Annotated in this window: 12 protein-coding genes; 9 read left to right on the plus strand and 3 right to left on the minus strand. The window is 69.1% G+C overall.

All coding sequences use genetic code 11. The features are described from left to right. Positions 1-88 precede the first annotated feature (88 nt). The gene (locus BKA25_RS08220) at positions 89-1,234 is read left to right on the plus strand and encodes an NADH:flavin oxidoreductase (RefSeq protein WP_084643244.1); all 1,146 of its coding nucleotides are present in this window, start codon (positions 89-91) and stop codon (positions 1,232-1,234) included. A gap of 73 nt (positions 1,235-1,307) precedes the next feature. Here BKA25_RS08220 and BKA25_RS08225 read toward each other — a convergent pair whose 3' ends face one another. The 3 genes from BKA25_RS08225 to BKA25_RS08235 form a co-directional block, all read right to left on the minus strand. Continuing rightward, positions 1,308-1,751, minus strand: coding sequence for a DUF2871 domain-containing protein (locus BKA25_RS08225; RefSeq protein ID WP_069853890.1), 444 nt, complete (start codon positions 1,749-1,751; stop codon positions 1,308-1,310). A gap of 61 nt (positions 1,752-1,812) precedes the next feature. After that, entirely contained in the window at positions 1,813-2,493 is a 681-nt protein-coding gene (locus tag BKA25_RS08230; protein ID WP_069850837.1) for an ABC transporter ATP-binding protein, read from the minus strand. Between the two features lie 44 nt (positions 2,494-2,537). Continuing rightward, complete coding sequence (locus tag BKA25_RS08235) at positions 2,538-3,617, minus strand: ABC transporter permease (RefSeq protein ID WP_069853889.1); 1,080 nt, start codon at positions 3,615-3,617, stop codon at positions 2,538-2,540. A 183-nt stretch (positions 3,618-3,800) separates the two neighbouring features. Here BKA25_RS08235 and BKA25_RS08240 point away from each other — a divergent pair, with 183 nt between their 5' ends. The 8 genes from BKA25_RS08240 to BKA25_RS08275 all read left to right on the plus strand — a co-directional run bounded on the left by BKA25_RS08240 (position 3,801) and on the right by BKA25_RS08275 (position 13,750). Then, positions 3,801-4,997 carry a sensor histidine kinase gene (locus BKA25_RS08240; protein WP_069850835.1) on the plus strand — a complete coding sequence of 399 codons (1,197 nt, stop codon included), beginning with the start codon at positions 3,801-3,803 and terminating at the stop codon, positions 4,995-4,997. Then, on the plus strand, positions 4,994-5,626 hold the full coding sequence (locus BKA25_RS08245; RefSeq protein WP_069850834.1) for a response regulator: 633 nt from the start codon (positions 4,994-4,996) through the stop codon (positions 5,624-5,626). Before BKA25_RS08240 ends, BKA25_RS08245 begins: the two co-directional genes overlap by 4 nt. Positions 5,627-5,910: 284 nt before the next feature. Continuing rightward, entirely contained in the window at positions 5,911-7,665 is a 1,755-nt protein-coding gene (locus tag BKA25_RS28325; protein ID WP_069850832.1) for a septum formation family protein, read from the plus strand. A gap of 246 nt (positions 7,666-7,911) precedes the next feature. Then, positions 7,912-8,673 (plus strand): FHA domain-containing protein, encoded by a 762-nt coding sequence (locus BKA25_RS08255; RefSeq protein ID WP_172803836.1) that lies wholly within the window; start codon positions 7,912-7,914, stop codon positions 8,671-8,673. Positions 8,674-8,731: 58 nt separating this feature from the next. Further along, the gene (locus BKA25_RS08260; protein WP_069850829.1) at positions 8,732-9,805 is read left to right on the plus strand and encodes a serine/threonine-protein kinase; all 1,074 of its coding nucleotides are present in this window, start codon (positions 8,732-8,734) and stop codon (positions 9,803-9,805) included. Next, a complete protein-coding gene (locus BKA25_RS08265; RefSeq protein WP_069850827.1) occupies positions 9,802-10,329 on the plus strand; it encodes a hypothetical protein in 528 nt (175 codons plus the stop codon). The genes BKA25_RS08260 and BKA25_RS08265 overlap by 4 nt, the downstream gene beginning before the upstream one ends. Next, complete coding sequence (locus BKA25_RS08270) at positions 10,326-12,818, plus strand: Hsp70 family protein (protein ID WP_216637748.1); 2,493 nt, start codon at positions 10,326-10,328, stop codon at positions 12,816-12,818. Before BKA25_RS08265 ends, BKA25_RS08270 begins: the two co-directional genes overlap by 4 nt. Further along, complete coding sequence (locus BKA25_RS08275) at positions 12,815-13,750, plus strand: coiled-coil domain-containing protein (protein WP_069850824.1); 936 nt, start codon at positions 12,815-12,817, stop codon at positions 13,748-13,750. Before BKA25_RS08270 ends, BKA25_RS08275 begins: the two co-directional genes overlap by 4 nt. The last annotated feature ends 164 nt before the right edge of the window (positions 13,751-13,914 follow it).

The following is a 13,914-nucleotide window of genomic DNA, read 5'->3' on the forward strand; positions in this document are numbered from 1 at the left end:
TCGTCGACTCAGGAAGGGCCCTATCCGGCCGGCGGTTGGGACTGAGGGAAACCACCCAAGCCAAGAGAAAGCGATGGGACTCCCACACATGACTCCCTCGACCAGTTCCGCCACGGATGCGGGCCTGCTGGACGGCATCGACCCGGCCGTGCTGTTCACCCCGTTCCAACTCGGGAACCTGACCTTGGCCAACCGGTTCGTGATGGCGCCGATGACCCGCGTCCATTCACCGAACGGTGTTCCCGGCGAGGACGTGGCGGCCTACTACGCGCGGCGCGCGGAACACCTCGGGTTGATCGTCACCGAGGGCACCTACATCGACCACCCGTCCGCCGGGATGCTCGCCGACGTGCCGAGGTTCTACGGCGAGGACGCCTTGGCGGGCTGGAGTCGAGTGGTCGAGGCGGTGCACGCGGTCGGGGGCCGGATCATCCCGCAGCTCTGGCACATCGGGGTGACCCGACCCGAGGGCTCGCCACCGCATCCGGAGGCGCCCGTGCTGTCCCCGTCGGGCATCGCCCTGGACGGCAGCCCGGCCGGGGTCGCGGCCACCGGCAAGGACCTCGACGACCTGATCGCCTCGTTCGCGCGGGCGGCCAAGGACGCGCAGCGGATCGGCTTCGACGGCATCGAACTCCACGGCGCCCACGGCTACCTGCTCGACCAGTTCCACTGGTCGGTCACCAACCGCCGCTCCGACGCCTACGGTGGCAAGGCGGCCGCCCGTGCCAGGTTGTCCGCCGAGATCGTCGCCGCCATCCGCGCCGAGGTCGGCCCGGACTTCCCCATCGGCTTCCGCTTCTCGCAGTGGAAGGGCGGCCACTACGACGCCCGGATCGCCGAGACCCCGCAGGAACTCGACGAACTGCTGACGCCGCTGGTCGAGGCGGGTGTCTCGCTCTGGCACGTCTCCGCCCGCCGCTACTGGCTGCCCGGATTCGAGGGCTCCGACCGCACCACCGCGGGCTGGACCAAGCATCTGACCGGGCTGCCCACGATCAACATCGGCTCGGTGGGCGTCCGCTCCCCGTTCAACCCCTACGCCACCACGCCGGAGGCGACCGCGAGTCTCAACCTCGCGCCCCTGCTCGAACTGATCGACAAGGGCGAGTTCGACCTCGTCGCGCTGGGCCGCGCCGTGCTCTCCGATCCCGAGTGGACCGCCAAGCTCCGTGCGGGCCGAGTCGGCGAGATCCGGGGCTACGAGAAGGGGCATGAGAACACGCTGTTCTGACCGCCGTCCCTGATCGGGGCGGGCTTGGCACTCGATTCGAGCCCGCCCCGGTACCGCCTGCCGACGAGGTCGATCAGCCCCGCGCGGTCGCAGCCACTGGGCCGGTCGATCGTTCGGCCGCCCGCACCCCGCGATGCAGCGCCCCGAGGAAGAAGGCCAAGGCGACGGTCAACAGGATGTGGCCCAGCCCGGAGATGCCCGCCTGCATCGGACCGGTCTCATGGCCCAACACCGTCATGGTCCCGTTGACCGTCAACATCCCCGAGGTCAGGACGAGCCCCGCGTGGTAGGTCCAGAGGAACGGGGTGAACCACCGGCTACGCGACAGCACGAACACCTTCTCCAACATCAGCACGATCAGCAGCAGCACCGTGCCCAGCGTCAGAAGATGGGTGTGCACCACCGCCAACTGCGTGGATCCGGTGAAGTCGTTCGCCCTGGTCAGCTCGCGGTAGAACAGTCCGCTGGCCATGCCGAGCACGGTGTAGGCGACGATCGCGAAATACAGTTTCCTCATGGTCGACTCCGATCGCGGGCGCGCAGGGGCGCCGGTGGTCATGGGTGCAGGTCGAGCTCGATCAGGCGGCCGTCGCGAGTCGCAGCCGGCCATCGCGGATCTCCGCGACCTGGTCCACCCCGTCGAGGTGGGCTCGGTCGTGGGTCACCAGGACGGTCGCCGTGGCCCGCCGATGGGTGAGCGTGGTCAGCAGATCGATGATCGCCGCGCCGCGCTCGCGGTCCAACGCGCTGGTCGGCTCGTCCACGAGCAGCACGTCCGGGTCGTTCATCAGGGCGCGCGCGATGTTCACCCGCTGCCGTTGACCGCCGGAGAGCTGGTGCGGGCGATGGCCCGTCTTGTCGGCCAAGCCGACCGCGTCGAGCAACTCGCGGGCCCGGTCGCGGGCGGAGCGGGGTGCCCGTCCCCGTAGATGTGCCATCACCTCCAGCTGTTCGGCCGCCGAGAGGGAGCCGATCAGGTTGGGCTGCTGGAAGATGATGCCGATCTTCGCCAACCGCAGGGCGGTCATCTCGTCGCGGCTCATACCGGTGACCTCGGTGTCGGCGACGACCACCCGACCGGAATCCGGGGTGATCAGCGCGGCCGCCACCGCCAACAGGCTCGATTTACCGGAGCCGGACGGTCCGACCAGCGCGGTGACGGTGCCCGACGGCACGTCGAGATCGGCGTGATCCACGGCGGTCAGGCGCCCGTCGCCGTCCGGGTAGGTCAGCACGATGTCGTGCAGTTGCAGGCTCATGATCGAAGAAGCTCCTGGAGTCGTCTCGGCGGTGATGAAGGCGGTCAGCGGGTGGACAGTGCGGCCAGCGGGTCGACCGAGGTGATCCGGCGGACCGACAGTGCCGCCCCCAGCGCACCGAGCAGGATCATCACCACGGCGGGCAGCACGACCGTGCTCACGCTGAGCACGAACGGCACCGTGTCCGAGGCGAGCGCGCCGATCCCGGCCGCCAGAGCTGTGCCGATCACCGTTCCTCCGACGAGCAGCACCACGGCCTGGCCGAGCGCATCGCGCAACAGATAGCCGGTGGTGGCGCCCAAGGCCTTGAGCACTGCGATGTCGCCTGCGCGTTGGATGGTCCAGACGGTGAAGAACGCGCCGATGACCAGTGCCGAGATCGCGAACAGGAAGCCACGCATCAACTGCAGCGACCCGTTCTCCGAGCTGTAGGACCCGATGGCCGACAGCGCCTCGTCGCTGGTCACGGTCATGGTGGTCAGCTCGTCGTCGACGGTGGCCAGGTCTGCGCTGCCGTCGGTGATCAGACCGATCGTGGTCGCCTGCTCGGCGTCGCCCACACCCGGCGCGAGTCGTTGCCAGTCGGTCAGACTCGTCCAGATGACCGGCGTGTGGCTGTAGGACGCCTCCCCGGAGATCGCCGCCACCCGCATGGTGGTGCCCGCCAGCGTCACCGCCTCGCCGACCTGGGCCGACAGCTCCTCGGCAGCCTCGGTGGACAGAACCACGCGGCCCTCGTCGATGTGCCGCGCCTCCGGTGCCAGCGCCGAACCGGGCTGCACGCCGAACGCCGCCACGGCCGAGGTCGCGCCGCCGTCGGTGGTGGCCTTGGTGGTGGCGATGCCGAGCGGATCGGCCGAGGTCACCCCCGGCATCTCGGCCCAGCGCTGCCACTGCTCGACGTCCACGGTGGACTCGGTGAACGAGGGTGACCCGCCCTCCTGCGGCGCGGCGAAGGCCAGGTGGTCGGCGGGCAGGCCGGTGATTGCCGAGGTGCTCGCCCGGCCCAGACCGGCGGTCAGGCCGGACAGCAGCCCGACCAACAGCGTCATCAGGACGACGACGGTGCCCATCAACGCGAAGCGCCCCTTGGCGAACCGAAGATCTCTCCAGGCTACGAACACGGCGGACGTCGCCCCGCTTTCCACGATCCGGCCGGGACCGGTTCCCGACACGGGTTCCACCCTCGTCGTCGCGAACTCGGAGGACATCGCCCCGCAGATCGGCTCGGCCGCATCGAAACGCGGAGTTTGGAATCAACCTTTCGATCGATGCCGATCCGGCCACAGCCCGTAATCTGGCCTGTCATGGAACCGCACGCGCTGGCCCGGCCGCTGCGGGTGCTGCGCGTCTGCCTGCACCTGTTGATGCTGGGCCTGCTGGGTCTGGCTGCGGTGCGCGTGGTGATCGGCGACGGGCCGCACGCCGCCTCGGTGGTCACCGCCTCGGTGTTGATGGCCGCCGTGTACGTCGCGGGTCCGCTGCTGCCGAAGGTCAGCTGCTCGGATGCCGCGGCGGCGGTGTGGTTGGCCGCGCTGGGCCTGGTGTGGCTGGTGTTGCTCTGGTTGACCCCCGACGGGGTGTGGCTGGCGTTCCCGCTGTTCTTCCTGCAACTGCACCTGTTGCCCGGCTGGTGGGGCCTGCCGGTCGTCGGGGTGACCGCCGTCCTGGCCATCGCCGGCTTCGGCTGGCATCAGGAGACGTTCAGCATCGCGGCGGTGATCGGCCCGGCGTTGGGTGCGGCCGTCGCGGTGGCCACGGTGCTCGGCTACCAGGCCCTGTACGCCGAGAGCGAGCAACGACGTCGGCTGATCGAGCAGCTCACCGAGGCCAGGAGCGAACTCGCGGCCGCCGAACGATCCGCCGGGGTGCTCGCCGAACGCGAACGGCTGGCCAGGGAGATCCACGACACCCTCGCACAGGGCCTCTCCAGCATCCAACTGCTGCTGCGCGCCGCCGAGCGGGCGCTGCCGGATCGGGTCGAGAACGCCGAACAGCATGTGCGGCAGGCCCGCACCGAGGCACAGCACAACCTCGCCGAGGCCCGCCGATTCGTGCATGCCCTGACCCCGCCGGATCTGGAGAGCGGCTCCCTACCGGTGGCCCTGGAACGGCTGTGCGCCACCACGGCCGAGCGCACCGGCCTGGCCGTGCACTTCCACCTGGACGCAGAACCCGTCGCGCTACCCACGCCCTACGAGGTGGCCCTGCTGCGGATCGCCCAGTCCGCGCTGGCCAACACCGCGCAACATGCCGGGGCGAGCCGGGCGGAGGTGACCTTGTCCTACATGGACACCCGGGTCACCCTCGACGTCGTGGACGACGGGGTCGGGTTCGAGCCGGAGTCGCCGGCCGCCGCAGGCAGCGTCGAGGGCGGGTTCGGCCTGGCCGCGATGCGGGCCAGGGCCCGCGCGCTCGGTGGTCGGCTGAGCATCGAGTCGGCGCCGGGCCGGGGCACCGCGTTGGCCGTCAGTTTCGCCCGCCACGACGAGGAGGCCGAGTGACCGAGAAGATCCGCTTGCTGCTGGCCGACGACCATCCGGTGGTGCGCACCGGGTTGCGTGCCGTGCTGGCCACCGAGGCGGACTTCGAGGTGGTCGCCGAGGCCGCCACCGCCGAACACGCGGTGGAGTTGGCGGCCACCGAGGACATCGACGTCGTGTTGATGGACCTGCAGTTCGGCGCGGGCATGCACGGCGCCGAGGCCACGGCGGCGATCACCGCGCGGCAGAAGGCACCCCGGGTTCTGGTGCTGACCACCTACGACACCGATGCCGACATCCTGGCCGCGATCGAGGCGGGCGCCACCGGTTACCTCCTGAAGGACGCCCCGCCCGAGGAGTTGGCCGCAGCCGTCCGTACGGCGGCGGCGGGTCGCTCCGCGCTCGCCGCCGAGGTCGCACACCGGTTGATGGATCGGATGCGGACCCCGGGAACGGCGTTGTCCCGGCGAGAGATCGAGGTGCTGCAACTGGTGGCGGATGGACTGTCCAACGCCGAGATCGCCCGGCGGTTGTTCCTCACCCAGGCCACGGTGAAATCCCATCTGGTGCACGTCTACGGAAAGCTCGGGGTGGACTCCCGTACCGCCGCCGTCGCTGCGGCCACCGGGCGCGGACTCATCCGGCGTTAGGCGCCTGAACCGCTTTCCGTCGCCTTCCACAGTCGCGCCTCACCGCGATTTCACCGTCGACTCGGAATCAATCGAGGTACCTCGACCACGGTTGCCTCCGAGTAATGGCACGTCGGGGCCCGGAAATTTGATTGCGTCGGCAACTATTGGGAATTGAACGGCGAGGATATCTCGTTATCAACCCGATTCCATGGTGTCGACGGTGTCGAAGGTCGAGAATTCTTTCGAGTAGTCCGAGCGCAGGCATCGAGAGTGGATCTTGGCGGTGTGTGAGGTGGGGATCGGTGACTGATCAGGCCAGGCGCGGGCTGGCGGAGATCTCGACTCCGCAGTTGTACCGGCGTAACGCATTCCGAATCACCGGGCTGCCCACCGATGCCGACCGGCGCACGGTGCGGCAACGGCAACAGAAGATCAACACGATGCTGGAGGTCGGTGCGGACGTCGAGTTGGGCAACGGCCTGCCGGTCGACCCCACCGAGGTCAAACGGGCCTTCGACCTCATCCTCGGTGATCCGCGCCGTCGGCTGGTGGACGAGCTGTTCTGGTTATGGGGCGAGGACGTCTCGGCCTGTGGATGTCCGTCGAGCCTGCACCAGGCCCACGACCTCGCCGTTCGATCGCACAGCGCTGCCTTGGACGAACTACCGACGCTGGATCCGACCTCCGACGAGGCCGAGGCGAGGAACCGGTGGGAACAGGCCCGTCTGCACTGGACGGACGTCCTGCGGCGGGTGCCGCTGTGGGATCACCTGCGCCATCGCATCAGCGAGCTGGACGACCGCCAGCTCGACGAGTCGATGATCGATCTGCTTCGCGACGAGGCGCCCGCCGTGCTGATCAAACCGATGATCCAGACGCTGCTGGCCCCCGAGCCTGCTCCCACGTGGCTGGCCGCGCAGGCGCGGGACTGGCCGGGCCCGAAGACCATGCTGGTCGACCTGCTCGAAGAAGCCGCCGCCCCGCTGTACGAGACCGCGGACGACACCATCCGCGATGCGGCGAGCGATCTCCGGTCCGGGGCCGAGCCCAACAAGCTCGCTGACTCCACCTATCGAACGCTGCGCCCGATCTTCGAGCGGCTCCATCGCGCGGTCCCACACCGGAGGCATCGCCGGACCGCCGAACTGCGTGATCGGATGGCGGTGCTGCTGAACAACTGTGCCCAACAGCTCATCGAGAACCTCGGCCCGACCGAGGCCTTGACCAAGGCGGCGCGCTGGTTGGGGATGGCGCGGCAATACTCCGTCGACACCGAGAACACGGCGCTGATCTCGAACAACCTGAACGGGCTCCGGGAGACGGTCACCGCGCTGGAGGAGATCAAGCGCAACGTCGAGTACCTCGTGCGGACCGGTCAGGTGGCGCAGGCCAGGCGGATGCTGACGGCGATCAGATACCAGGCGGGCGATTCGGTGGAAGGCCGCGAGATCGACCGGATCATCGAGTCCAGCGGCATGAACACGACCGTATCGCCCTTCGCCGCGGTGGCCGGGTGCGTGGTGGCACTGCTGGTGGTGGGTCTGGTGATCTGGCTGGGCTATCTGGGTGTCCGAATGCTCTTCTTCAGCGACGAGGAGCCTGTCCGTCCGCCCGCCTCGGGTGTGGCGGTGGATCCGGTGACCGGCGCGACGCAGGAGGCCGCAGCGCAGGACGGCCCGCAGCTCGGCGAGGTCTTCCAGCCCGATCCGACCGACAACACGCCGATCGGCTCGTGCATCCAGAGCTTCGAGAGCTATGACCCCGAGCAACAGCAGGCCGCCATCGTGGACTGCGACGAGCCACATTGGGGTCAGGTCATCGGCTATCCGACCCTGTTCGCCTCCGATTCCGACTGGCCGGGCGACGCCATGGTCAGTCAGGTCGCCGAAACGGAGTGCACCCGGATCCTCGACGGCTTCGTCGCGGCGGATGCCTACCGCTACCTCGCCGTCCGGCCCACCGAGCAGCTCTGGAGCGAACGCGAGGATCAGCCGAGGTATGCGACCTGTGTGGCGGCCAGAGTCGACGACGAGGCGGTGACGACAACGCTGTATTGAAATCGCCTGCCGGTCTGGGGTAGTCGGCGACCAGCCGCGAGAAGGGGAACTCCGGTTGTCCCGGGCCCACCCGGACGTAACGGTGAGAATCCTCGGTAGAAGTGAGTGACGGGGTGCAAGGTGGCAACATTGAGGCCGATCATGGAGTTCTTTCCGGAACAGCGGTGCAGAACAGGTGAGAGGGACGAATCCGGCGGACCCGAGATCTCCATTGGTCCTTCCCCGGCGAAGAAAGGAGCGGACACGGTGGCCAGGGCCGCTGCCCTACGCATCAACTCACCCGACGGAACTCGCGCCAACTTCGAATTGAATCGGTGGCCGATCACGGTTGGTCGGGCCGCACACGATTCCGGCGCCGACGTCAAACTCGGGCCCGATCCACAACGGTGGGTGGGCCGATTACATTGCACCCTCGACTACGACGGCGGCCTGTGGTGGGTGACCGACAACTCCAGCGTCAACGGCACCCTGGTGCGGCAGAACGGCCGTACCGAACGACTACGGGGTCGACGACGGCTGCACCACGGTGATGTCCTGCTGGTGCTCGGGGACATGACCCCCGACGGCGCACCGCTCTACTGGGAGCTGATTTTCCTCGACCCGCACACCACTCGCCAGGCGCCGTTCGGCCTCCCCGCCGAGACAGCCGACAGCGGCCCGAGTCTGCGCTACGACTGGGTCGCGGCCAAGGCATACCGGGTCGAGGGCAACGGATCCCAGACCCTGGTGGAGGGCTTGCGACCCAAGGGGCATCAACTGGTGCGGTACATGGCGGGCCGCAGCTCCGATGGCGCCGCCGTCGCCTGCGATCACGCCGAGCTGATCACCGCACTCTGGGGCCCGCGCGAGGAATGGGCGGCCCAACGGGCCTACAACCGGATGGACATCGCCGGTGTGGTGCACGCCGTCCGGTTGGTGATCGAGATCGATCCGCGCAACCCGCGAATCCTGGAGACGGTCACCGGCATCGGCTACCGGCTCAACGTCAGCCAGTCGGAGCCGTCATGAACCTCGCTGCGGGACCGGCTGGGTGTTGGGGCCGCCGCCGGTCATGGGGGGAGGCGGGATGACACTGCTCAATCCCGGTGACCGAGTCAGCGACACCCTGGTCGTCGACCGGTTACTCGGGGAGGGCGCCTTCGCCGAGGTCCATCGGGTCCAACACGAGTTCCTCGGCTGGCAGGCGATGAAACTGTTCAAGCGGGTCGCCTCCAGCTCGGAGACCAGGGCCATGCTCGGTGAGGCGCGGCTGCTGTCGACCCTGGGCCATCCCAACATCGTCCGATTGTTCGAGGCCAGCACGGTGGTCACCCCGGAAGGGGTTCGCGGCTTCTTCACCATGGAATACGTGGCCGGTGGCAGCCTCGAACGGCTCGCCACCGCACACCGTCCCTCGGTCCCGACCGAGTTGGCCGCCGAGGTGATGACCCAGATCGCGACCGGGCTGGCCGTCGCACACATCCAGGACCCGCCGATCGTGCACCGCGACATCACGATGGCCAACATCCTGGTCGGATACGACGACGCGGGCCTGCGGGTTCGGGTGAGCGACTTCGGCCTGGCCAAACGGGCCGACCCGTTCACCCAGCTGGCCAGCGCACAGGGCACCTACGCGTTCATGGCGCCGGAGGTGCTGCGCGGCGACGGCTACTCGTGCGCAGGCGACGTCTGGTCGGTGGGCACCATCGGCTACCTGCTGCTCACCGACCATCTTCCGTTCCACGACGGCGAGATGTACTCGTCGTTCTCCCTCGCGCGGTTCAACAAACGCCTACTGCCACCGAGTAGCTACAACGAGACGGTGGACCGGGCGCTCGACGAGATCGTCATGTCCGCTCTCGAAGTCGACCCGGGAAACCGGCCGTCCACCGCCCGGGTGTTGGAGGAGGCCCTGCGCGCCCGGCGGGAGCATCGGGTCCGCAGGCCACCGGAGAACGTGGCGGACGGCGCGGCGCCGACCGGACGGCCGGTGGACGAACGGGCGACCGAGTTGGCCCGACAGGCGCTCGCCCTGTCCCGAGTCCCCGGCGAACTGGACCGCGCCGCCGACCTCATGGAGGAAGCCGTCAGCCTGTCATCGCGCACCAGAGACCGCTACCTGCCCGCACTCCTGCTGTGGCGTCGGGGGGTGGTGGTGTGAGCCGATACGCCGAGCTCCGCGCCCGCTGGCGGCAGCGCAGACACCATCGCGCCTTCCACATCGCCCCACCGGTCGACGCCGATGGACTACACAAGACGTGGGAACGACTGCTCGCCGAGATCGCCGATCCCGCACCCGAGCCGAGAGCCGAAACGCTCGACGAGAAGCAACTCGCCGCAGCCGCGACGAACCTGTGGCGAGCCCGACGCCGACTGGAACGAGACGACGGGGCGCCCACCAAACGGGAACGGCAGACCCGCAACTACCTGCGGACCTGTCACGACGCGCTGGTCGATGCAGGCGTGGTCATCCAGGACCACGACGGCGATGCCTTCCATTCCGGACGGTCCATCGAAGTCCTGGTCTTCGAACCGGATCCGACGGCGACCGAGGAGCGGGTCCTGGAGACGGTCCGACCGACGATCTACCTGCACGACCGACGTATTCAGATGGGGCAGGTGATCGTCACCGGCCCACCAGAGGAAGCGAAGAGCACACCGCCGACCGAGCCAGGTGAGGGATGACCATGCGGGACAGCGACACGATCGACTTCGGCATCGACCTCGGAACCACCAACAGCGCCATCGCCGTGGTCGAGGGCGGCGACGTCGTCATGATCAAGAGCAACGACGGCTGGGACATCACCCCGTCGGCGGTCTGGATGCCCAAACCGGATCTCATCCATGTCGGCCGGACCGCGCGGGAACGCGTGGAGACCGACCCGGACAACGCGGCGGCCGAATTCAAACTCGAGATGGGCCTGGCCGACGCCCGGCGCGATTTCGTGAAGGCGGGCAGGCAGCTGACCCCGCCGCAGTTATCGGCGGAGGTGCTCAAATCCCTGCGGGCCGACGCCGCCCACCACCAGGGCTCCTCGCCCGACTTCGCGGTGATCACCGTGCCCGCCGCATTCGCCCTCAACCAGAACAAGGCGACCACCGAGGCCGCGACCCTGGCCGGTTTCAACGCGGCCTGCCCGCTGGTGCAGGAGCCGACGGCGGCGGCGTTCGCCTACGGTTTCCACGATGCCGCCGACCGGGGCTACTGGATGGTGTTCGACTTCGGCGGCGGCACCTTCGACGCGGCGGTGGTCAGCAAACGCGACGGCGACCTGCGGGTGCTCAACCACCTCGGCGACCCCTACCTGGGCGGCAAGCTCATCGACTGGGCGATCGTCGAACGACTGCTGGCCCCGGCGGCCGCCCGAGACCTCGGCCTGCGGGACTTCCGGCGGGACAACCCCGCCTGGCGGGTCAACCTGGGCAAGCTCAAGGCGGCGGCCGAGGAGGCGAAGATCCAGCTGTCCCGCCGCGAGCAGATCCCGTTGACCGTCGACCTCACCGTGGCGGACGGCAGCACGGAGACCTTCGAATACCTGCTGCGCGGCGACGAACTCGACGCCGTCGCCGAACCCTTCTACGTTCGCGCCATCAACCTGTGCCGCGCCGCCCTGAAGGAAGCGGCCCTCGACGTGGACGACATGGACCGGCTGCTCCTCGTCGGCGGTGTCACCCTCGCACCGGGACTGCGCAAGCGACTGGCCGACCCGAGCGAGGGCATCGGCATCCAGATCGACACCAGCCTGGACCCGACCACCGTGGTCGCCCGAGGTGCCGCGATCTTCGCCGGCACGCTGCGCCGCCCGCAGACCGCCTCGCTGGCCACGGTGGCCCCCGGCGAGTTCGTCGGCGAGCTGGCCTACGAGCCCAGCGTCACGACCAGGACGCCGACGGTCGGCGGGAAGCTCACGAGTTCCACCGAGGTCGACTGGACCGAGTACCACGTGACCTTGAGCAATCCGGACGGTCAACCGCCGTTCCGCACCGCCAGGATCCGACTCAACGCCAACGGCGCCTTCGCCACCGAGGTCGACATCGACGCCCACACGACCTCCCGGTTCGTCATCGAACTGACCGACGGGACGGGCACCCGCCGCAGGCTGACTCCCGACACCATGTCGATCACCCATCGCGAGGTGGAGTTCGGCGGGGTGCGACTCGCGCAGTCGCTGGGGATCCAGCTCGCCGACCGGGCGTTCGCGCCGTTGCTGGCCAAGGGCGCCACGCTGCCCACCCGGGTGCGCGAGGTGTTCCACACCTCCAGCGCGTTGCGGCGCAGCGACACCGAGGCGGTGGTGCGGATCCCGGTGGTGCAGGGCGAACGCAGCCGAGGCGACCGCAACCGCGAGGTCGGGATGTTGGAGATCCGGCCCCGGGACGTGCGGATCGACCTACCCGCGGGCAGCGAGGTGGAGGTCACCTTCGACGTCGACGCGTCGAGCCTGGTCAGCGTCATCGCCGACGTACCGCTGGTACAGGCGCAGTTCGAGGCCGAGATCGACCTCGACAACGTGCGCACGGCGACACCGCAGGCATTACAGGTCCAGCTCAACGACGTGGAGCGCCGATTGACCTCGCTGCGGGAATCCTCCGCGACCTCGCGATCCCCGGCGGCGCAGGAGAATCTGGACAGGCTCGACGAGGAGAGCACCGTGGTGATCCTGCGCGAGCAGGTCGGCGCGGCCAAGGTCGACGTCGGTGCGGCGGCGGCCGCCGAGGAACGGCTGCGCGATCTGCAGGCCCGACTCGACGACATCGAGGACGCCACCGAACTCCCCGCCCTGATCGAAAGACTGCACGAGGGGCTCGACGAGGCCACCGTCCTGGTCAATCAGTCCGGCACCGCCTCGGACCGTCAGGAGTTGGCCGAGCTGCGTCGACGGGGACAGGCCGCCGCCGACGCGGGGGACGCCACCGCCTTGCAGGCCCAGATCGACCGGGTGACGAGCCTGATCGTCGAGATGGAACGGCGTAGCCCGGATTGGCCGGTGAAACTGTTCTACACGCTGCAATCCATGCTGCCCGCCTCCCAGGACGTGGCCGCGCTGACCGCCGAGGGGCAGCGGGCCATCGCCGCCCGTGACTCGCGGGCCCTGGATGCGGTGAATCAGCGGATGATTCGACTGCTACCCGCCGAAGCACAGGAGACGGTCATCGGATTGAGGAAGGCATGACCGAGACGCTGCGAACGGCGCTGGACAACCAACTGCTGCTCAATCGGGCGCACCGGGCCGCCTACCGGGGCGAACTCACCGAGGCGGCCCGGCTGCTCGACGGGCTCGACGCCTCGGGCGCCGCGACCGCGTACTCGCTGGATCTGCGGGCCAGGATCGCGGCGCAGCGGGGCGACCTGGCGTCGGCGGATGCGTTGTGGGCCAGGGTGTTGCTGCTCAAACCCGACGACGGCGACGCGCAGGCCGGCCGCGATGCCATCTCGCGCATTCTCGCGGGCGGCCGAGCACGGCCGTTGATCAACCCGGAACGGGTGGCCGCGCTCGCGCTGGTGGCGCTCGGCCTGACCGTGGCGATCGGGGTGCCGCAACTCGCCTCCCTGGAACTCGACCCGGAACCCGCGGTGCCCGCTGCGGTCGCGGGGGCGGTCGCGGCCAGTTCCTCGGAACAGGCCGAGGAACTGCGCAGGCTGCACGAGGAGCAGGAGGCGCTCGCCGCCGAACAGCAGGAAGCCGATCGAGAACTCGACGAGGGTCTCACCGCCATCGAGGCGGCCTTCGCGGAACTTCCCGGGGTGGTGGTCGAGCGTCGCGCCGAGGACGTCCGGCTGGTGTTCGAGGCCGGGGTGTTCCGATCGGACGCCGTGCTCGCTCCGGAGGCGACGCCGCTGCTGGTGGAGGTCGGGCGCCGACTCGCCGAGGTCGAGGCCTCGACGGCCGTGATCGGTCACGTGGTCGCGGTACCCGGCGGGCGCACCAGCGGCGGGTCCACGGTGGCCTTCGCCAGGGCGCAGAACGCGGCTCGAATGCTGGCCGAGGGCGCCGGATCGCCGTTGACGGATTTCGTGCTGATGACGGCGGACCAATCCGAGGGCCCTTTTCCCGATGCCCAGCGAAACCGCACCGTCACCTTGGTGCTGACTCCGGACAACTGACTCACGGCGCACCTCGGCACCGTCGGTTCATGCGACGTTTCGCCCACCGCAGGGCCTGCCGAAACGATTGTTCGTTCTCGGCGTCGGTGATCGGCGGCGACGACCCCGGTCGTCGCCGCCGCAAATGGGTTGTCCTTGCCCGCTGCGGGCGGTATTCGAGCAGG

The organism is Actinoalloteichus hymeniacidonis, from assembly GCF_014203365.1.
Classification (GTDB): Bacteria; Actinomycetota; Actinomycetes; order Mycobacteriales; family Pseudonocardiaceae; genus Actinoalloteichus_A; species Actinoalloteichus_A hymeniacidonis.

What these genes read in the sequence shown, in the direction of transcription:
- BKA25_RS08220 (WP_084643244.1), top strand. Translation starts at nt 89, where the DNA reads ATGACTCCCTCGACCAGTTCCGCCACGGATGCGGGCCTGCTGGACGGC.
- BKA25_RS08225 (WP_069853890.1), bottom strand. Translation starts at nt 1,751, where the DNA reads ATGAGGAAACTGTATTTCGCGATCGTCGCCTACACCGTGCTCGGCATG.
- BKA25_RS08230 (WP_069850837.1), bottom strand. Translation starts at nt 2,493, where the DNA reads ATGAGCCTGCAACTGCACGACATCGTGCTGACCTACCCGGACGGCGAC.
- BKA25_RS08240 (WP_069850835.1), top strand. Translation starts at nt 3,801, where the DNA reads ATGGAACCGCACGCGCTGGCCCGGCCGCTGCGGGTGCTGCGCGTCTGC.
- BKA25_RS08260 (WP_069850829.1), top strand. Translation starts at nt 8,732, where the DNA reads ATGACACTGCTCAATCCCGGTGACCGAGTCAGCGACACCCTGGTCGTC.
- BKA25_RS08270 (WP_216637748.1), top strand. Translation starts at nt 10,326, where the DNA reads ATGACCATGCGGGACAGCGACACGATCGACTTCGGCATCGACCTCGGA.
- BKA25_RS08275 (WP_069850824.1), top strand. Translation starts at nt 12,815, where the DNA reads ATGACCGAGACGCTGCGAACGGCGCTGGACAACCAACTGCTGCTCAAT.